General features: G+C 70.5%; 21 protein-coding genes. 9 read left to right on the top strand and 12 right to left on the bottom strand.

Translation table 11 applies throughout. The annotated features are described in order from the left end of the window. Window positions 1-55: 55 nt before the first annotated feature. Genes CLT74_RS07725 through CLT74_RS30715 form a run of 4 tightly spaced genes read right to left on the bottom strand, consistent with a single transcriptional unit; the run spans window position 56 to window position 2,411 of the window. Window positions 56-577: an AAA family ATPase gene (locus tag CLT74_RS07725; protein WP_099845927.1), complete on the bottom strand. Its 522-nt coding sequence runs from the start codon at window positions 575-577 to the stop codon at window positions 56-58. 41 nt (window positions 578-618) lie between these two features. Then, window positions 619-1,050: a hypothetical protein gene (locus tag CLT74_RS07720; RefSeq protein ID WP_099845926.1), complete on the bottom strand. Its 432-nt coding sequence runs from the start codon at window positions 1,048-1,050 to the stop codon at window positions 619-621. A gap of 42 nt (window positions 1,051-1,092) precedes the next feature. After that, window positions 1,093-2,277, bottom strand: coding sequence for a helix-turn-helix domain-containing protein (locus tag CLT74_RS07715; RefSeq protein ID WP_099845925.1), 1,185 nt, complete (start codon window positions 2,275-2,277; stop codon window positions 1,093-1,095). Beyond that, on the bottom strand, window positions 2,274-2,411 hold the full coding sequence (locus CLT74_RS30715) for a hypothetical protein (protein WP_199172135.1): 138 nt from the start codon (window positions 2,409-2,411) through the stop codon (window positions 2,274-2,276). Before CLT74_RS30715 ends, CLT74_RS07715 begins: the two co-directional genes overlap by 4 nt. A 141-nt stretch (window positions 2,412-2,552) precedes the next feature. Here CLT74_RS30715 and CLT74_RS07710 point away from each other — a divergent pair, with 141 nt between their 5' ends. Further along, complete coding sequence (locus CLT74_RS07710; protein WP_486582118.1) at window positions 2,553-3,920, top strand: NsdA family TPR-like regulatory protein; 1,368 nt, start codon at window positions 2,553-2,555, stop codon at window positions 3,918-3,920. 82 nt (window positions 3,921-4,002) lie between these two features. On the opposite strand, the gene CLT74_RS07705 is transcribed toward CLT74_RS07710, so the two are convergent. The 7 genes from CLT74_RS07705 to CLT74_RS07675 all read right to left on the bottom strand — a co-directional run bounded on the left by CLT74_RS07705 (window position 4,003) and on the right by CLT74_RS07675 (window position 9,884). Next, window positions 4,003-4,431 (bottom strand): hypothetical protein, encoded by a 429-nt coding sequence (locus CLT74_RS07705; RefSeq protein WP_099845924.1) that lies wholly within the window; start codon window positions 4,429-4,431, stop codon window positions 4,003-4,005. Then, the gene (locus CLT74_RS07700) at window positions 4,428-5,084 is read right to left on the bottom strand and encodes a hypothetical protein (protein WP_099845923.1); all 657 of its coding nucleotides are present in this window, start codon (window positions 5,082-5,084) and stop codon (window positions 4,428-4,430) included. Before CLT74_RS07700 ends, CLT74_RS07705 begins: the two co-directional genes overlap by 4 nt. Then, the gene (locus CLT74_RS07695) at window positions 5,081-5,341 is read right to left on the bottom strand and encodes a hypothetical protein (protein WP_099845922.1); all 261 of its coding nucleotides are present in this window, start codon (window positions 5,339-5,341) and stop codon (window positions 5,081-5,083) included. Before CLT74_RS07695 ends, CLT74_RS07700 begins: the two co-directional genes overlap by 4 nt. 3 nt (window positions 5,342-5,344) lie before the next feature. Further along, window positions 5,345-5,608 carry a hypothetical protein gene (locus tag CLT74_RS07690; RefSeq protein ID WP_099851531.1) on the bottom strand — a complete coding sequence of 88 codons (264 nt, stop codon included), beginning with the start codon at window positions 5,606-5,608 and terminating at the stop codon, window positions 5,345-5,347. A gap of 121 nt (window positions 5,609-5,729) precedes the next feature. Beyond that, window positions 5,730-7,490 (bottom strand): ABC transporter ATP-binding protein, encoded by a 1,761-nt coding sequence (locus CLT74_RS07685; RefSeq protein WP_099845921.1) that lies wholly within the window; start codon window positions 7,488-7,490, stop codon window positions 5,730-5,732. Beyond that, the gene (locus CLT74_RS07680; protein ID WP_099845920.1) at window positions 7,487-9,238 is read right to left on the bottom strand and encodes an ABC transporter ATP-binding protein; all 1,752 of its coding nucleotides are present in this window, start codon (window positions 9,236-9,238) and stop codon (window positions 7,487-7,489) included. Before CLT74_RS07680 ends, CLT74_RS07685 begins: the two co-directional genes overlap by 4 nt. A 43-nt stretch (window positions 9,239-9,281) precedes the next feature. After that, window positions 9,282-9,884 carry a class I SAM-dependent methyltransferase gene (locus CLT74_RS07675; protein WP_099845919.1) on the bottom strand — a complete coding sequence of 201 codons (603 nt, stop codon included), beginning with the start codon at window positions 9,882-9,884 and terminating at the stop codon, window positions 9,282-9,284. A 116-nt stretch (window positions 9,885-10,000) separates the two neighbouring features. Between CLT74_RS07675 and CLT74_RS07670 the strand changes: the two genes are divergently transcribed. The 8 genes from CLT74_RS07670 (at window position 10,001) to CLT74_RS07635 (ending at window position 17,799) form a co-directional block, all read left to right on the top strand. Beyond that, window positions 10,001-11,368, top strand: a complete 1,368-nt coding sequence (locus CLT74_RS07670) for an MGH1-like glycoside hydrolase domain-containing protein (protein WP_486582117.1) — start codon at window positions 10,001-10,003, stop codon at window positions 11,366-11,368. Between the two features lie 151 nt (window positions 11,369-11,519). Next, complete coding sequence (locus tag CLT74_RS07665; protein WP_099845917.1) at window positions 11,520-12,164, top strand: PhoU domain-containing protein; 645 nt, start codon at window positions 11,520-11,522, stop codon at window positions 12,162-12,164. A gap of 215 nt (window positions 12,165-12,379) precedes the next feature. Beyond that, entirely contained in the window at window positions 12,380-13,456 is a 1,077-nt protein-coding gene (gene pstS, locus CLT74_RS07660) for a phosphate ABC transporter substrate-binding protein PstS (protein WP_099845916.1), read from the top strand. Between the two features lie 85 nt (window positions 13,457-13,541). Next, complete coding sequence (gene pstC, locus CLT74_RS07655; RefSeq protein WP_486582116.1) at window positions 13,542-14,534, top strand: PstC family ABC transporter permease; 993 nt, start codon at window positions 13,542-13,544, stop codon at window positions 14,532-14,534. After that, a complete protein-coding gene (gene pstA, locus CLT74_RS07650) occupies window positions 14,531-15,445 on the top strand; it encodes a phosphate ABC transporter permease PstA (protein ID WP_099845914.1) in 915 nt (304 codons plus the stop codon). Before pstC ends, pstA begins: the two co-directional genes overlap by 4 nt. Window position 15,446: 1 nt before the next feature. Beyond that, window positions 15,447-16,310, top strand: coding sequence for a phosphate ABC transporter ATP-binding protein PstB (gene pstB / locus CLT74_RS07645; RefSeq protein WP_199172134.1), 864 nt, complete (start codon window positions 15,447-15,449; stop codon window positions 16,308-16,310). A 179-nt stretch (window positions 16,311-16,489) separates the two neighbouring features. Beyond that, window positions 16,490-17,239, top strand: coding sequence for a response regulator transcription factor (locus tag CLT74_RS07640; protein ID WP_099845913.1), 750 nt, complete (start codon window positions 16,490-16,492; stop codon window positions 17,237-17,239). 62 nt (window positions 17,240-17,301) lie between these two features. Beyond that, window positions 17,302-17,799 carry a hypothetical protein gene (locus CLT74_RS07635; RefSeq protein WP_486582704.1) on the top strand — a complete coding sequence of 166 codons (498 nt, stop codon included), beginning with the start codon at window positions 17,302-17,304 and terminating at the stop codon, window positions 17,797-17,799. 21 nt (window positions 17,800-17,820) lie between these two features. Here CLT74_RS07635 and CLT74_RS07630 read toward each other — a convergent pair whose 3' ends face one another. Continuing rightward, entirely contained in the window at window positions 17,821-18,279 is a 459-nt protein-coding gene (locus CLT74_RS07630; protein WP_099845912.1) for a transcriptional regulator, read from the bottom strand. Window positions 18,280-18,364: the final 85 nt, after the last annotated feature.

The raw sequence follows: 18,364 nt of genomic DNA, 5'->3' as shown, positions 1-18,364 counted from the left end.
TCAGAGCGACAACAGATGTACCCACGGCGAAGCTGCGTGAGGGTACGGAAGCGGGTCAGCGGCTGGGCACTGACTGGATGCTCATGGCAATGGCGTCGGCCACCTGTTCGGGCGGCTGGGACGCGTCGACCACATGCGCGCCGGTCACGGCGGCGAAGCTGGTAAGCGCCCGAGCGACATGATCGTGGCGCCACTGGCGGGCAGCGACATCAATCTGGTCGGCGTCGATGCGGGCACGCAACTGCTCCTCCGGAAGCGTGAGCACGACCTCGCGCACCTCGACGCCTACCGCACGGATACCGTCGAGAATCTCCTCACGGTAAGCCGGGTTGATCAGGCTCATCGGCGCGATCCAGGGGTGCGGATACTCCCGGGCGAGGCCGCTCATCGTCTCGACGACGAGGTGACGCCACAGTGGAAGATCCTGGAAGTCGCCGGTGGGCGAGGTGATGAACGGGGTCAGCAGGTAACCGACGTACTCGGGGTCGAAGAGCTTGGCGTCCGGGAGCCGCTCCACGAGCAGGCCCGCAGTGGTCGTCTTGCCGACGCCGAAGGCACCGTTGATCCAGACAATCATGCCGAGGATGCTCCCACGGCGACGATCAGGCTGGCGGCTGCCTACTGGTACTCGGCCGCGACTTCCTCCGCCTCGGCGAGGAACTCGTCCAGTTCGGTGTCGGTCAGGTTCTTGTCCAGGAGTATGTGGACGAGGACGAAGATCTCGGCGTCGAGCACGGTTTCGGCGGGCATGTTGTCGACCAGTTCCGGCTCGCCGAGGGCAGCGCGGATGAGACCCTCCGTTTCGAGGGCCGGCGGGGTGTCTCCGTCCTGGTAACGGGCGCGGACTGTCGACACCCAGGCGGCGACGTCGGTGGGTGTCGCATCGGGCGCGAAGTACCGGTTGACGGCGAGGGCGAACGCGGCTCCGATGACGAAGGGGGTGCCGGCCTGGCCACTTCGGCGAATCTCGTCGCACAGTGCTTCGGCGGTGTCCCAGTCGGCCCGGGCCATGGCCCGGATGACATCGCTGTACGGCTGTTCACGCACCATCCCTCATCTCGTCGGTCGGTTGGGCTGTGGATGGGCTGCGGGTCACGGTTGCCGGGTCAGGCCGAGCATGGCGGCGAGGCGGGTCACGTCGGCAGGGGAGGTGCCCGCGCGAAGCACGGCGGTGAGTGCGACGCGGGCGATCGGGCGCAGGCGGGTCTCGGCAGGGGCGATCCGGTCGGCGGTGACCAGGGCGCGTCCGGCGGCCTGATGGTCGCCGAGGGCGAGGTGGGCGCGGGTGATGTCGATCAGGTGACCGGCGCGGTGTTCGGCGGGCAGCCGATGCCAGGCAGCTGTGCTGACGGTGCGTTTGTGGGTGGCAACGGCGAGGCCGTTGTCACCGAGGCTGGCGGCGGTCAGGGCACGGGCGAGATCGACAGTGACCGGCCCGAACCCGCCACCATGACCGGATAGGCGGGCCAGGCCGGCGGCCTGATCGGTGAGGCTGCCGGCGGTGGTGGCGTCGCCGCAGGTGGCGGCGGCGAGGGCGGCTTCGACAACCAGGACGCCGACAAGGGCGACATCCTCCGGTGGGCTGTCGGGGCAGGGCGTCGGGCCGAGCTCGTACAGGGCGGTGCGAGCGACGGCCAGCGCCAGCCGGCCGCGCCGCACCGCACGCAGCGCCTGTGCCAGGCCGACCACGGCGATCGCGGTACGCCGTGGGTCGCCGCCGGCAGCGGCCATTGCCCGGTCGGCGGCGAGCCAGGCGAGGTCGGGCTCGCCGAGTTTGACCAGAACCTGGGCGGCCAGCCGGTACACCCGTACCAACATGTCGACAGCGGGCACCGGCATGTCGGCGGCTGCGGTGTGGCGGGCGTCGGCGAGCAGGTCGGGCAGGATCCGGAGCAGCTGCGGATACTGGGCGTGCCGGTACGCGGCGAGCGCGTACCCGACCTGCCGGTCAAGATCCGCCGCCGTGCCGTAGGTGGTGCGAATGTCGTAGCGGGCGAGGGCCTCCCGGACCCGCTCCACGGCGGCCGTCATCTCGGTGACCGTCGGCTGACGGCTGTCACGTCCGACAAGCACGCCGGTGGCGACGCCCAGCGCCCCGGCGACCGTCTCGATCACCGACAGCCGGTCGAGTCGGCGGGCGCCGCGTTCGATCTTGTCGACCCAGCTCTTCGACTTGCCGATCCGGTCGGCGAAAACCTGCTGACTCATCCCACGGCGGACCCGAAGCTGCGCGATACGCCGCCCGATCGGCAGCTCCTGCCGGCTGCCGCCGGTCATCGCCGCGCCGCCGGACGGATGGCCTCCGTGGAGGCTCCGCAGCGCGGGCACCACCGTGCCTTCACCTTGAACGCGAACAACCCGGAGAGGAACCCCAGCAGTACGCCGCCGAGCACCATCATCGCCATCCTCATGTGGTCAGTCCATCCAGTGACGACAGTCGGGTGAGGAGGTGCGCGGGGTGCCTACCGGTGCGGACCGGTGGCGAGGGCGTTCTCGTCCACAACTGTCCGTTACTCTCCGTGTGATGAGCATTACGTACGGAGGGTGATGGCGTGGTGTCCAGCGGAGAGGCGATCACCCGGCTGCTGGCCGAGGTGGGCTGGCAGCCTGAACAGCTCGCCCGACGTCTGAACGAGTGCGCCGAACGGCATGGCCGCACGGATCGGTTGCATGTCAAGACTCCGTACAAGTGGAAGAAGGGCGATGCACCCCGTAACCCCTGGCCCTCGCTGACCACCGCGCTGCTGTCAGAGCAGTTGCAACGGACGATCACTCTCGATGAGTTGGGTTGGCCCGACGACGGGTTCGAGGCGCTACCCGCCTCGGCCGGTCTGGAGTTGCCCTGGTCCCCGGCCGGGGCCTTGCGGGCCGCCGAGGTGGTGAACGAACCTGAGGGCATGATGCACCGACGGATGTTTCTCACTCTGCTCGGTTCCGCACTGACGTCACCCGCGCACGAGTGGCTGATCTCCCAACCTCCGCACGCGGTGGCGTCGTCCAGCGGCCGGCCGATCTCCAGTGAGGTCGTCGACCACCTGGACGCGGTGACCGCCAGCCTGCGTCGCATGGACGATCACCTCGGCAGCGGCCAGACCCTCGGCATGGTTCGCCACCATCTGAGCACGGTGGTTGGCGTGCTGCGTGATCGCAGCTACACCGACAGCGTTGGCCGCCGCCTCCACGGCACCGCTGGGGAACTGCTACGGCTTGCTGGTTGGCTTTCGTTCGACGGCGGGCACCACAGCCAAGCCCAGCGGTTCTGGATCGCCGGGCTTTACCAGGCCCATACCGCCGGCGACCGTGGCCTTGGAGCGAACATCCTCGGGTTCATGTCCTGCCAGGCCAAAGACCTCGGTCAACTGCGTCAGGCCGTGACCCTCGCCGAGACCGCGCGCGCGACCTACCCGGAATCCAGCCCGAGGGTGTCGACAATTCTCGACCTGAGGGCTGCCGAGGCATACGCCAACAACCAGTCCGTGACCGACACCCGTCGCGCGCTCGACCGCGCCTTCGACCGCCTCACCGACAGCCGACCGGAACACGGCGACCCGGACTGGTCCTACTGGATCAACGAGGCGCAGGCCCACGCACAGGCTGGATACTGCTACGTCAAGCTCGAACACTGGTCCCGCGCCCGAGAGCACCTGCGAGCAGCGCTACGCCTACAGAGCAGCGAGTACTCCCGAGAAGCTGCCCTGCGTAACGCGTTGCTCGCCACCACCTACGTGCGGCAGGCACAGCCGGACCTCGACAAAGCGCTCGCCCTGGGTGACCAGGCGGTGCAGACGCTCACCGGTCAGGTCACCTCCGCCAGATGCACCAAGCACGTACGCAATCTGGTCGGTGCCCTCGCACCCTACCGTCGCACCCCCGCCGTCCGTCGCTTCTGCCTGGACGCCAAGAACCTGATCTCCACGTGACACGACAGCACCACCCAGCGATCCGTCGTCGAACAGCAGCGGTGCGCGAGTTGGGATACGGCTGTGACGGCTAGCCGTAGCTCTACATGTACTCGGCCGCGACTTCCTCCGCCTCCGCCACGAACTCGTCGAGCTCCGCTGGCGTCAGCTTCTTCTCAAGCAGAAGCTGTCCGAGGACGAAGACCTCGGCAGCGATCATAGTTTCGGCGGGGATGTTGTCGATCAGCTCCGGTTCGCCGAGGGCGGCGCGGATGAGACCTTCCATCTCCAGGGCTGGCAGGGTGTCCCCGTCCTGATATCGGGCACGTGTCCTGGACACCCAGGCGGCCACATCGCTGGGAGTGGCCTCGGCGGGGAAGTGCCGATGGACGGCGAGGGTGAACGCCGCACCGATGACCTGTAGGCCGCCGACCCAGCCGCCGCGGCCGATCTCGGCAACGATAGCCTCGGCAGCATCCCAGTCGGCTCGGGCCAAGGCCCGGATCAGTTCGCTGAGCGTCTGGACCGTCACCGCTTCAACCTCGCTATCGTCTTGCCGATCGCATTCGCGAACCACCGAGCCCCCACACCTGCCAGCAGGCCGACTATCACAAGATTCCCCGCAGCCTCCGCGCTGTCAATCTTCGGGCGTGCTGTCGGGCTCGGGTTCGTGGGGGTGCCAGTCGCGGTGGAGTGGGTCCCGTCTGAGCCCTTGGGACCACGGAGAATATTGATCATCTGCTGTGTGGCGTCTGTTGCGTTGACCGCGTGGTCCTGTAGCTCGTCGGCCTTACGCACAGACCGGTTCAATACTCCCCGCATCCGTCGACGGCCGAGGTCGCGTCGGTCGCTGTCGGCTGTGAGGTCCTCGCCGGAAGGCGGGCCGGACGGAGCGGCAGATGTCTGCGGCAGCGACCCCGGGGCGATGGCGTTGAGGTACGCGGCGACATTCCGGGCCGCTTCACTGCTCAGTCTGGCAAGCCGGTGTGTCTTGTCGACACCGGTGCGGCTGCCGGTCACCGCCGCACGCAGGGTCGGGTGATCGGAGCCTTGGCCGGCCGTCGTGTATCGGGCGTTCGCTTCGGCGACGTCCGTGGCGGCGCGCGTTGCCTGCACCGCGAGGCCGTCCAGTTGGTCCATCGCGGATCTGAGTTGGGCGACGACCTGGGCGAGCAGGGCACTCATCCCAGCAGCTTCCGGTACGCGTTGCCGTTGTCCTGGGCCGTGGTGATGGCCCGCAGGGTCAGGGTGACCTCGCGGATCGCGTCGGCGATTGCCTTGCGGGCCTGGTCCGCCTCGGTCCGGCGGCTGTCGTGCAGGGTGGTGAGCACCAACCCGGAGACCTCGTCCAGGGCCGCACCGACCCCTTCGATTGTGGTCCTTGCCTGATCGAGCAGTTGGTCCGCCTCGCCGAGTGCGGCCTTGACCTCGCCGATGCTCACGGCTCAGCCGAGAATGCTGATGTACTGCCGGGCCGCCTGGGTGCTGCCCTGGAGGACGGTTGCCGCCTCGACCAGCCGCTGCTTGCTCTGTTCGGCTCGGGAGATCGCCTCCGCGATGGCGGGATGCCCGGTGCCGGCGGCGACCGCACGCAGCCGGGAGATCACCTGCTCGGTGCCGTCGATGGCGGCCCGGATCTGGCCCGTGGTCGCGTTGCACTGCTCGGCTGCCTGGGCGAGCTCGGCCTTCACTTGCTCGATGCTGGCCATGCCGTCCTTCCGGTCCACCGCACTTGTCGCTTGTCAGTCACGTTTCGTGGCGGGGCCGACACTATCCAACGTGAATCCCTCTGCGCAGCCCCGTCCGTGGGAGAGTGACAGCGCTGCCGGTTCAGCCGTGCCAGGAGTTCCAGAGGGCGGCGTAGGCGCCACCGGCGTGGACCAGCTCGTCGTGGCTGCCGAGTTCGGTGATCCGGCCGTCCTCCAGCACCGCCACCCGGTCGGCGTCGTGTGCGGTGTTCAGCCGGTGTGCGATGGCGATGACGGTGCGCCCGGTGACCACGGCGGCGAGGGCCCGTTCGGTGCGCCGGGCGGTCGTCGGGTCGAGCGCGGCGGTCGCCTCGTCGAGGATCAGCGTGTGCGGGTCGGCCAGGACCAGCCGGGCCAGCGCGAGCTGTTGGGCGTCGGCGGCCCCGAGTTCGCGGGCACCGTCGCCGAGCTGCGTGTCGAGCCCGTCGGGCAGGTCGGCGTACCAGTCGGCGCTGACGGCGACAAGTGCGGCGCGCATCTGCTCGTCGGACGCCTCAGGCGCGGCGAAGGCGAGATTGTCGCGCAGCGTACCGATGAAGACGTGGTGTTCCTGCGTGACCAGGGCGATCCGGCGACGCCGCTCGGCCGGGGCGAGGTCGGTGACCGGACGGCCGTCGAGGCTCACCACACCCTCGCGGGGTGCGTCGATCCCGGCGAGCAGCCGGGCGAGGGTGGACTTGCCCGCCCCCGACGGGCCGACGATGGCGAGGCGTTCACCAGGGCGTACGTCGAGGTCGATGCCGTGCAGCACGTCGTGGCCGTCGGCGTACGAGAATCGGGCGTCACGCACGACGAGCCGCCCGGACCGGACGGTGCCGGGGCGGCGTGGTCGTGGTGTCCCGGCCGTGACCGGGGCAGCGGCGGGCTCGGCCTGCTGGCCGACACCGAGCACGCGGGCGAACGAGGCGAGGCCACGTTGGGCCTGTTCCATCCACTGCAACAGCCGGTCCAGCGGTTCGATCGCCTGTTGAAGGTAGAGGGCGGCGGCCACCACCGCGCCGAGGGTCACCATGTCCCGGTCCAGTAGGAATCCGCCGAACAGCAGCACCACCGCGATCGGCAGCGCGTAGCTCGCCTCCACCACCGGGAAGAAGACCGACCGCAGCGCCAGGGTCGCCCGGCGGGTGGTCCACACCCGGCCGATGCGCTGCCTGCCGGACGCGATGCGGTCGGCACCGAGGCGGAGCGCCTCGACGGTGCGGGCCCCCTCCGCGGTCGTGGTGAGCGCCTCGGTCAGCTCGGCGGTCGCGGCCCCCTCGGCCAGGTACGCCGGCCGGGCCCGACGCAGATACCAGCGGGTGACCGCGACGATCGACGGCAGCCCGGTCAGGGCGACCAGGCCCAGCAACGGGTGCAGCAGGAAGACCGCGCCGAAGAGCAGCGTCAACTGGGTCGAGGCGATGACCATGACGGGCACCACGTCCCGAACGGTGCTCCCGACTGTCGTCACGTCCACCGAGCTGCGGGTGGTCAGTTCGCCGGTGCCGGCCCGTTCGACGACGGAGATGGGCAGGTCGAGCGTGCGCGCGACGAATCCTTCCCGCAGCCGGGCGACGGCGCGTTCGCCGAACCGGTGGCCGGCGTACTGGGCGTACCGGGTGAGCAGCCCGTGAGCCAGCACGCTCGCGCCGATCGCGAGCGTCAGGCGGTCCACGGCGGCGGCACCCGCACCGGCCGCGACCTGGTCGACGATTTTGCCCAGCAGCCACGGCGTGGCAAGTCCAGCGACCGCGGCGGCACCGTGCAACACCAGCATGACGACCACCGCACGCCGGTCCACGGCGATGAGGCCCAGCGCGGCGCGGCGGACGACAGTGCGGTCGGCGACGGGCAGTCCGCTCACCGCAGCGACCGGTCCACGTCGGCGGTCGCGCCGTCCCGGGACACCAGGGCCTGATAGCTCGGGTCACGGTCCAGCAGCTCGACGTGGCTGCCGACGGCGACGATCCGGCCCTGGCGCAGATGCGCCACCAGGTCGGCCCGACCGAGCAGTAACGGGGAGCTGGTCATGACGACAGTGGTGCGCCCGGCCCGCGCCGCGCCGAGACGCTGCGCGATGCGGGCCTCGGTGTGCGCGTCCACGGCCGAGGTCGGGTCGATCAGGATCAGCACGTCCGGCTCGACGAGCAGGGCCCGGGCCAGTCGTACGCGTTGTCGCTGGCCGCCGGAGAGGGTCCGGGCCCGGGTACTGACGGGCATCGCGAGCCCGTCCGGATGGGCGTCGACCACGTCCTCCGCCGACGCCGTGCGCAGGGCCGCCCGCAGGTCGGTGTCGCTGAGGTCGGCACGGCCACGCAGGATCTCGCGCAGCGTGCCGGCGAAGAGGTAGGAATCGTGGTCGGCGACGAGGATCCGGGCCCGCACCTCGTCGAGCGCCATCCTGGTCAGCGGTACGCCACCCCAGGTCACATCGGTGGCGACGAACCGTCCGAGGCGGTCGGCCAACACGACGGCCTCGGCCGGGTCGTCGGCGGCGACGGCCAGCAGCCGCCCGGCGGGCACGGTCAGGCCACTGTCCGGATCGTGCAGGTCGGCGGGCCGGTCCGGTCCGGCCTCGGTCGCTGTTCCGTCGAGCGGCGACGGTGGGCCGGCCTCGTCCGGCGTCAGGTTGAGCAGCGCGACGATCCGGCGGGCGGCGACCCGCCCCCGGATGAGCTGATAACCACCTTCGAGCAGGAACCACACCGGCACGATGAGGACCGCCACGTATCCGTAGACGGCCACCATCTGCCCGATCGTGATGTCACCGGCCGAGGCCATCCGCGCCGCCAGCCACACCACGGCGGCCAGGAACAGCCCCGGGATGGCGATCGTCAGTGCCTCGATCCAGCTGTTCACGGCACCGACCCGGTAACCCTCGGCCAGCAGCCGCTGCGAGCGTTCCGCGTACCGGCGGGCGAACAGGCCCCGACCACCGACCCCGGCGAGCACCCGCAGCCCGGCCACGATGTCCGCGGCGCGGGTGGTGAGCAGGCCCTGCTGGTGGCGGTAGCCCGACTCGACCCGTTCGAGGCGGCGCAGCAGCGGCCCGATCACCAGCACCACCGCCGGCACGCCGAGCAGCACGAACACCGCCAGCAGCGGGGAGACCGACCACAGTACGAAGGCGACGAACGCGTACGCGATGACCGCGCCGACGCCCGGACCCGTCATCGTCAGCACCGCCGAGGTGTTGATGATGTCGGCACCCCCGACGGTGGCGACCTCCCCGGCGGCGAGCCTGCGGGGCAGCACCGCGCCGATCCGGGACAGGTGACGGAGCAGCACACCGGCGGACCGGGCCGACGCGTCCTCCCGGACGAACGTCATCGTCCGGTGCCGCATGATGCCCAGGTAGGCCAGGCACATCCCGGCGACGACGATCGCGGCCACCCACCACAACAGGGCCCGGTGGTCGCCGGGGCGCAGCCCGTCGTCGATGGCGCGGGCGACGAGGTACGGCCGGACCGACAACCCGAGCATCCAGGCCGTGCCGATCAGTCCGCCGCGCAGCACCCGCCCCGGCTGACAGCGGACCAGCCACCAGATGTACCGCAGTGGCCCCCGCGTGTCCGGCGTGCCTGGTTCGGCGTGCGGGAGCTGTGGAGGCATCCGTTCAGATTACGATCAGGCTCGCAACGCTTCCACGCCGATATCAGGCGGGGCGACGCAGGATCGTGACGGCGAAGTCCGCGTCGTCGCGCCACGGGCGCAGGTCCCAGGTGGCGAAGCGGTGTTCCAGCCGCAGCCCGGCACCGACCGCGTCGGCGTCGAAGTCGGTGAGCGGGTACCCCCGGTCGGTGCCGAACCCCACCGCGACCACGCCGTCCGGGCGCAGGTGGGCGGCGACGCGCCGCAGCACCTGACGTTCGGTGCCCTCGGCGACGAAGGCCATCACGTTCCCGGCGAGCACCGCCGCGTCGAACGGTTCGTCCTCGCCGAGTGCCGCCAGGTCCAGTTCGGCCAGATCGGCGACGAGCCAGCGGGGCGTGGGATGGTCGGCGCGGGCCGCGTCGATCAGGACCGGGTCGGCGTCCACCCCGACCACCGTGTGGCCGCGCCTGGCCAACTCGGCACCGACCCGGCCGGTGCCGCAGCCGGCGTCGAGGATCCGGGAGGCCGGCGGCACCAGCGTGTCGAGCAGCCGGGCCTCACCGGCCAGGTCGGCTCCTTCGGCCGCCAACTGCCGGAACCTGTTGACGTACCACTGCGAGTGCTCGGGACCGGTGTCGGTGGCCCAGCGGGTGCGGTTGCTCATGTCTGCACCGTATCCGGACTGCTCAGGGCAGTCGGGCGACGGTCACGAACTCGTTGTAGGTGAACAGCTTGCCGGCGACGCGGGGGAACGCCCTCACCGCTACCATGTTGTGACACATGGTGAACCAAACTGTTCCGCCGGCCGAGTCGGGCCCACCCGTGCGGGTCGCCGGCCAGACCGCCGACGAAGACGGCCGGCTCTGGGAGTTGGCCCGCGACACCCTCGACGGCAACTGGGCGGGTGGACACACGGTGCCGTCGCGCACCCTGTACCCGCACCAGTGGAGCTGGGACTCCGCCTTCATCGCGATCGGCTGGGCCCACGTTCATCCGGCGCGCACCTGGTCGGAGCTGACAAGCCTGTTCCGTGCCCAGTGGCGCGACGGTCGGGTGCCGCACATCGTGTTCAACCCGGCCGTCTCCGGTGGGGCGTACTTTCCCGGGCCCGCGTTCTGGGCGTCCGAGACCGTCGCGGGAGCGCCCCCGATGGCCACCTCCGGCCTGGTGCAGCCGCCGGTGCACGCGCTGGCCGCCTGGCACGCGTACCGTCGGGTGCCGTCGGAGGACGGTCGGGCCGCGTTGCGTCGGCTCTATCCGCGCCTGGTGGCGCAGCAGCGGTACCTCGCCACCTGCCGTGATGTCGGTGGCGCCGGGCTGGCCAGCATCGTGCATCCGTGGGAGTCCGGACTGGACAACAGCCCCGCCTGGGACGCACCGATGTCCGCGGTGCCGGCGGAGGCGTCGGTGATGCGGGCGTACCGGCGGCGGGACACCGTGCACGCCGATCCTGCGCACCGACCCACCGACCTGGACTACGCGCGGTACGTCACGATCGTCACCGCGTACCGCGCGGGCGGTTACCGCGACGACGACCTGGCGGAGCGGCATCCGTTCCTGGTGGAGTGCCCGCTGTTCAACGCGGCCATGGGCGCGTCGGAGTTGGCGCTCGCCGGGATCGCCGGGGTGGTCGGTGCCGACCCGGGCCCGCACCGGGATCGGGCGGCCCGGATCACCGAGGCGGTGGTGACCCGGCTGTACGACCCGCACAGTGGCACCTTCCACCCGCGTGACCTGCGTACCGGCCGACTCACCCCGGCGCGTACGGTGCTCGGACTGACCCCGCTGATCCTGCCCGGCCTGCCGGCGCGACAGGTCGATGCGGTGCTGGCCGAGGCCCGTTCGGCCCGCTTCGGTCTCGCCGCGCGGATGGACCGGCCACTGCCCAGCCACGACCGCACCGCCACCGACTTCGAGCCGCTGCGCTACTGGCGCGGCCCGAGCTGGCTGAACATCACCTGGCTGGTCCGGCATGGACTGCTGGCGCACGGACACGACCGGTTAGCGGCCGGGCTGCGCTCGTCGATGATCGAACTGGTTGCCGGGGCCGGCTGTCGCGAGTACTTCCACCCGGACACCGGTGCCGGCCTGGGCTCACCGGCGTTCAGCTGGACGGCGGCCCTGCTGCTGGACGTGCTGGCCGACTGACCGGTGCCCGGCCCGACCCGCCGATGGCACCGCCGGCCGACGGGTGGCGTCAACCCGGGGCAGGTAGGTTGCTGTCCAGGGTGGGCCGGCTGCCGCGCCGGTTCCGGGTGCCACCGTCACCGGCTGACCGGTCGACGGGGAGGGGCGTGCGATGAGTCGGGACAGCTTCGACGAGCAGCTCGACCGGCTCACCGGCGTCCTGGCGTTGATGAGCCGGGAGGCCGGCGCGGCGATCCGGGGGGCCAGCACCGCCCTGCTGGAGGTGGACCGGGGCGCGGCCGAGACGGTGCTCGCCGGTGACGCCGTGCTGGACGCCCGGCGGGCCGAGGTGGAGGCGATGATCCCCGAGGTGCTGGTGCGGCACCAGCCGGTCGCCTCGGACCTGCGGCTCGTGGTGTGCGCGCTGCGGATCGCCGGTGCCCTGGAACGGATGGGTGACCTCGCGGTGCACGTCGCGAAGGTCGCGCTGCGCCGGCATCCGGTCGGGGTGGTCCCGGAGCCGGCGATGCCGGTGATGACGGCGCTGGCCGAGGCGGCGGCACGCGTCGCCGACAAGAGCGCGCTGGTGCTGGCCACTCGGGACCGGCTCGACGCGATGCAGCTCGGGCTGGACGACGACGAGGTCGACGCCGCCCAGGAACGCCTGCTGTCACTGCTCGTCGCCGGCTGGCCCTACGGGGTGGAGTCCGCGATCGATCTGGCCCTGCTCGGCCGGTACTACGAGCGCTACGCCGATCAGGCGGTGAACGTCGGACGCCAGGTCGTCTACCTGGTGACCGGCACCATCCGCCTCTGAGTCGGCCCGCGAAGGCCAGCCGTCGACGCGCGAAATTCCGGACATCCGGTACGCCGCGTCCGCAACGTCACATCCTGGCTCCCGTTTGGCCACCACCGAGCCGGCAAGTTCATTTTTCGTTCACCTGGGTCCGGGAGTCCGGCTACCTGCGCCTCCTAACTTGACTCGCGTACGGCCCGGACGGGCTGATGCACCCCGATAGAGAGGCTTACCTGGTGAACCGCAACGTGCTTTCGCGGCGCGTCCTTGCCGGCGTCGCGCTTGCCGCGCTCGCGCTTACCGGCTGTGGTAGCAACGGCAACAGCTCGGAGCCGGGCGGCAGTGGCGGCGACGGCGCCTACGCCGACCTGTCCGGCGAGTTGAAGGCGTCGGGCGCCAGCTTCCCGGACGCTTACTACCAAGAGGTCGTCGAAGCCTTCAAGGGCGAGGCGTCCGACGTCACGGTCACCTACAACGCGACCGGTTCCGGCACCGGCAAGAAGCAGTTCGGTGAGGGTCTTGTCGACTTCGCCGGCACCGACAGCCTGGTGAAGGACACCGACGGCGTCGCCGCCGGCTCGTTCCTCTACGTCCCGACGGTGGCGGCCCCGATCACGGTCTCCTACAACCTTGAGGGCGTCGACAAGCTCCAGCTCAGCCCGGAGACGCTCGCCAAGATCTTCCAGACCGACATCAAGACCTGGGACGACGCGGCCATCAAGGCCGACAACCCCGGTGTCGAGCTGCCCAGCACGCCGATCACCGTCGCGCACCGGTCGGACGGCTCCGGCACCACCAGCAACTTCACCAAGTACCTCGACGCCGCTGCCGCCGGCACCTGGAAGCTGGGCAGCGGTGACACCGTGGCCTGGCCGGCCAGCACCCAGGGCGGCGAGAAGAACACGGGCGTCGCCCAGATCGTCAAGCAGACGAACGGTGCCGTCGGGTACGTCGACCTGAGCGACGCCAAGGCGACCGGCCTGAAGTTCGCCGCCATCAAGAACAAGGACGGCCAGTTCGTCGAGCCGACGCTGGAGGGCACCACCGCCGGCCTGGAGGGTGCCGAGATCGCCGACGACCTGAGCTACAACCCGCTCAACGCCGCCGGTGCCACCGCGTACCCGATCACCGCGCCGACCTTCATCATCGTGAAGACCTCGTACGGCGACGCCGCCAAGGCCGAGCTGGTCAAGGGCTTCCTCACCTACCTGCTCAACGACGGCCAGGAACTGGCCGAGGAGGTCGACTTCGCACCGCTGCCGGCTTCCCTCAAGGAGAAGGCGCTGGCCCAGGTCGAGAAGATCCAGGGCTGATCAAATCAAGATCGCTAGGGCGTTCCAGCTGGGGACGGGATCACGTCGATCCCGTCCCTAGCGGGGTACCTGAGCTGGAGTGAAGATGACCTTGACGAACAATCCCCCCGCCACCAAGCCGACGTTGACCCAGCGCGGCAGCAGCGCCCTCGGCGACCGCATCTTCTCCTGGTGGACGCTCGGCACCGGTCTGCTGGTGCTTGCGATCCTCGGGCTGATCCTCATCACCACCGTCCGGGAGGCCTGGCCCGCGTTCGACGCGATGGGGCTGCGCTTCATCACCGAACGCGTCTGGGACCCGAACCCGGCCACCGGCGACGCCATCTTCGGTGCGCTGTCGTTCGCGTACGGCACCGCTGTCTCGTCGCTCATCGCGCTGCTGTTCGCGGTGCCGGTCTCGGTCGGCATCGCCCTGTTCCTGACCGAGCTGGCCCCGCGCCGGCTGCGCGGCCCGGCGGTCACCGTGATCGACCTGCTGGCCGCCGTGCCGTCGGTGGTCTTCGGTCTCTGGGGCATCCTGGTCGTGGCCCCCTCGCTGGTCCCGATCTACCAGTGGATGCACGACGTCTTCGGCGGCATACCGCTGCTCGGCCGCCTCTTCGGCCCGGTCGGCAGCGGCCGTAACTTCATGACCGCCGGCCTGATCCTGGCGATCATGGTCACGCCGATCATCACCTCGATCACCCGCGAGGTGTTCAGCACGGTGCCGCGCGCCGACAAGGACGCCGCTCTCGCCCTGGGCGCCACCCGCTGGGAGATGATCCGGGGCGCGGTCTTCCCGCACAGCTTCGGCGGGGTCGTCGGCGCGGTGATGCTCGGCCTGGGCCGGGCGATGGGCGAGACGATCGCGGTGGCGCTTGTCATCGGCGGCGCCACGAACATCACCGCCAACCTGTTCGCCCCCGGCAACTCGATGGCCGCCGTCATCGTGCAGCAGTTCGGCGAGTCCACAGGCACCTTCACCGCCGCGTTGATCGGCTTGGGCGTGGTGCTGTTCGCCATGACGGTGCTGATCAACGTGCTCGCCCAGGTGGTCGTCCGTCGGGCCGAGGCCCGGATGAAGGGAAGTGTCGCGTGACTCTCACCGCACCACCCGCCGCGCGCCCGGCCGCGCCCGGGCCCGACCTGACCCGGGCGGCGCTCTCCGGTCGCCGCCGGTTCACCAACCATCTCGCCACGGCGGCCATCTGGACCGCTGTGCTGCTCGCCGTCATCCCGTTGGCGCTTGTGACCTACACCGTCATCGCCAAGGGCGGTGGGGTGATGAGTCTGTCGTTCCTGAACGAGGACATCCCGAACTCCTACCGCCGCGATGGCGGGGGCATGGGCCCGGCGATCGTCGGCACGCTGCTCATCACCGGGATGGCCGCGTTGATGGCGATCCCGCTCGGCGTCTTCGGCGCGATCTACCTCAACGAGTACGGCAAGCAGCGGCCACTGGCCCGGATCATCAGGTTGATGTCCGACGTGATGACAGGCGTGCCGTCGATCGTGATGGGGCTGTTCATCTACATCTCCTGGGTGCTGCTCGTCGGTGAGCAGACCGGTTTCGCCGGCGCGTTGGCGCTGGCCTGCCTGATGCTGCCGGTGGTCATCCGCAGCAGCGAGGAGATGCTCCGGCTGGTCCCGGACGAGTTGCGGCAGGCCAGCATGGCGCTGGGTGCCCGCAAGTGGAAGACCACGCTCACCGTGGTGCTGCCGGCGGCGATCTCCGGGATCACCAGTGGTTCGTTGCTGGCCGTCGCCCGCGCGGCCGGCGAGACCGCTCCGATCATCATCGTCACCGGCATCGTCTTCTCGCCCAACTGGAACCTCTTCGACGGCTCCAACACGGCGCTGCCGGCACAGATCTTCCGCAACGCCAGCCAGCCCTTCGAAGCCGCCCAGGACCGGGCCTGGGGTGCGGCGCTGACGCTCATCGTGATCGTGCTCGGCTTCACCATCATCGCCCGATTCATCTCCAGCCGGTTCGCCATCAAGGAGCGCTGACATGGCCATCAACGACACCAACCTCACCACCCGCCCGTCCGTGGCGGTGCACGCTCCCGGCACCACCATCTCCGGCGCGGACGCCGCAACCGCGTCAGTGATGCAGTTGCGCGACGTCAGCGTCTACTACGGCAGCTACGAGGCGGTCCGCGGCACCAGCATGCCGATCCAGCAGAACCAGGTCACCGCGATGATCGGGCCGTCCGGCTGCGGCAAGTCCACCGTGCTGCGGGCGCTCAACCGGATGAACGACCCGATCCCGGGTGCCCGGGTCAGCGGTGACGTCCTCTTCCACGGCCAGGACCTGTACGCCAAGGACGTCGACCCGATCCAGGTGCGCCGGCGCATCGGCATGGTGTTCCAGAAGCCCAACCCGTTCCCCAAGTCCATCTTCGACAACGTCGCGTACGGGCTGCGGATCAACGGCATCAAGGGCCGCCTCGACGACCACGTCGAGGAGGCGCTGACCAAGGCCGCGCTCTGGGACGAGGTCAAGGACAAGCTGCGCAAGAGCGCCCTGGCGCTCTCCGGCGGCCAGCAGCAGCGGCTCTGCATCGCCCGGACGATCGCCGTGAAGCCCGAGGTGATCCTGATGGACGAGCCCTGCTCGGCCCTCGACCCGATCGCCACGGCGAAGATCGAGGATCTGATCTTCGAGCTGACGAACGACTACACCATCGTGATCGTCACGCACAACATGCAGCAGGCGGCCCGGGTCAGCCACTACACCGCGTTCTTCACCGCCGAGGTGGACGAGGCGCAGGAGCGGCACGGGCGGCTCGTCGAGTTCACCCAGACCGGCAAGCTGTTCACCAACCCCGCGGACAAGCGCACGGAGGACTACATCACCGGTCGCTTCGGCTGAGGCCGACCGCGACTGTCGATGATGGGTCGCCGTTGGTCCAGGGTGACCCACCGGGCGTGGCTGCTCGTCGTGACGCCCAGCCACGTCCGTCCGACCGTCGCCGACCTGTAGTGCGGGGGATCGCCCGGCGTGACCGAGGGTGTCGCGGCGGGCCTGAACTGAACCGGAGCCGGTGTGCGATGAACAATCTCGTCGAGGCCACCAGGGGTGACCATCGATCCGACGGGCGTTTCGTGCTGCTCGTGGTGGACGACGACGAGAGCGTCGGTGCCGCGTTGGTCGCCCAGTTGGCCGACCATCTGGTACGCGGCCACCACTTCGCGCACGCCGCCGAGGCGCTGCTGGCCGCCGGGGCGCTGCAACCGGACGCGGCAGTGGTCGCCGCCGGCCTGTCCACCATGAGCTGCACCGAGCTGGTGCGGCTGCTCGCCCGCCGGGCGGGGATTCCCACGGTGGTCGGGGTGGGCGACGAGGACGGTGGGGTCGCCGCCGCCGCGCTCAAGGCCGGTGCCACCGCCTGCGTACGGCGTCCCTACCGGGCCGAGGAGGTGCTGCCCATCCTGCGGGCCATCCGCCCGGAGACCTCAGGCGCCCTCGATCCGCCCATCGAGCTCGGCGGGCTGCGGGTGGACCCGGCGACGTTCGAGGTGAGCCTGGACGGCCGGACGGTGGCCCTGCCGTTGAAGGAGTTCCGGTTGCTCTACTTCTTCATGAGCCACGCCGAGCGCACTGTCACCCGGGAGCAACTGCTCGCCGCCGTCTGGGGTGGCATCTCCGACGACACGTCGAACACCCTGACGGTGCACATCAAGCGACTGCGTCGGCGGTTGGCGCTGGACGGGGGCCAGGCACCGATGATCGTGACGGTACGCGGTCTGGGCTACCGGTTCGTGCCCGCCCAGGCCACGGCAACGCCGTCGACGTCGTGAACATGCCGGCGCTGCCGCCGTACCCGCCGTCGACGGGTGGTCCGGGGACGCCTGCGGAGGGGATGGTACTGGTGGCGGTCCCGCTGGCGTACATCCCGCACGTGGCCCGGTTGCTGGCCGACCTCGACGCCCGGCAGCGGGTGGGGTCGGTGCCCCGACGACGCACCGACCCGTCGCACCGCCCCACGGAGTCCGACTGGACGGTGGAGGATCTGCGCCGGCTCAGCCAGGGGCGCAGCGCCACCCACCGGACGGTATGCGCCGTGCTCGACGCGCTCGCCGCCGAGCCGGAGCGGCTGTTCACGGTGGGGGATCTGGCCGAGGCCACCGGACGACCGCGCAAGAAGATCATCGGTGCGATGGCGGGGTTGACCCGGCTGTTGAAGGCCCACTACGACTACGCCGGCCGGGGGTTCCCGTTCGACCGGGTGCCCGGACGGCCGGAGGCCCCTCGGGAGCTGTGCTACACCATGGACCGGGTACGGGCCGCACGCTGGCGGGAGGCGCAGCAGCGGGCCCCGGAGGCGGCCGGGGGTGCGGTCGCGCAGCCGAACCCCTGACCGGGCTGCCGGCCGGCGCGCTCACCGACCGGCGACGCCCGCGGCGTCACCGCCTCGGGTGCCGGCGGCGATCTCGAGCCGGCGGACCTGCTCGATCACCGCCACCACGACGGCGTGTCCCTCCGGCGACAGGCGCGCGTCGACGAGCCGCAGCGCCACCTGCCGGAGGTACGGATCGGCAAGCAGTCGGACGAGTTCGTCGTCGGGCGGATCCCGGTCGGCCGGTCGCCCGGTGAAGTACGAGGGTGGGCGGCCGAAGAAGGCGGCTATCGCCTCCATCACCGACCGTCGCGGGTCCGGTGCCCGGCCCTGGCGCAGGTTGTTGAGGTGGGTGTGGGAGATCCGGCAGCCGCGTCGGGTCAGCTCGCCGGCGACGTAGCGGACACTGTAGGGCTTGCCGGTCGGGTCCGGGGTGGTACGGAACAGCCAGTCGAGACGCTCGGCGAAGGTCTCGCCAGGGTGGTCCGGCTCCTCAGGCATGGAGGCTCCTCGCACGGCGGAACACCAGATTTACACGAGGACTGGACACGGAATCCAGCATTGACAGGACTCCTTACTGTACGCG

It is taken from the genome of Verrucosispora sp. CNZ293, from assembly GCF_002754655.1.
Note: the sequence above shows the minus strand (reverse complement) of the source record. Positions and strands in the feature narration are given on the sequence as shown.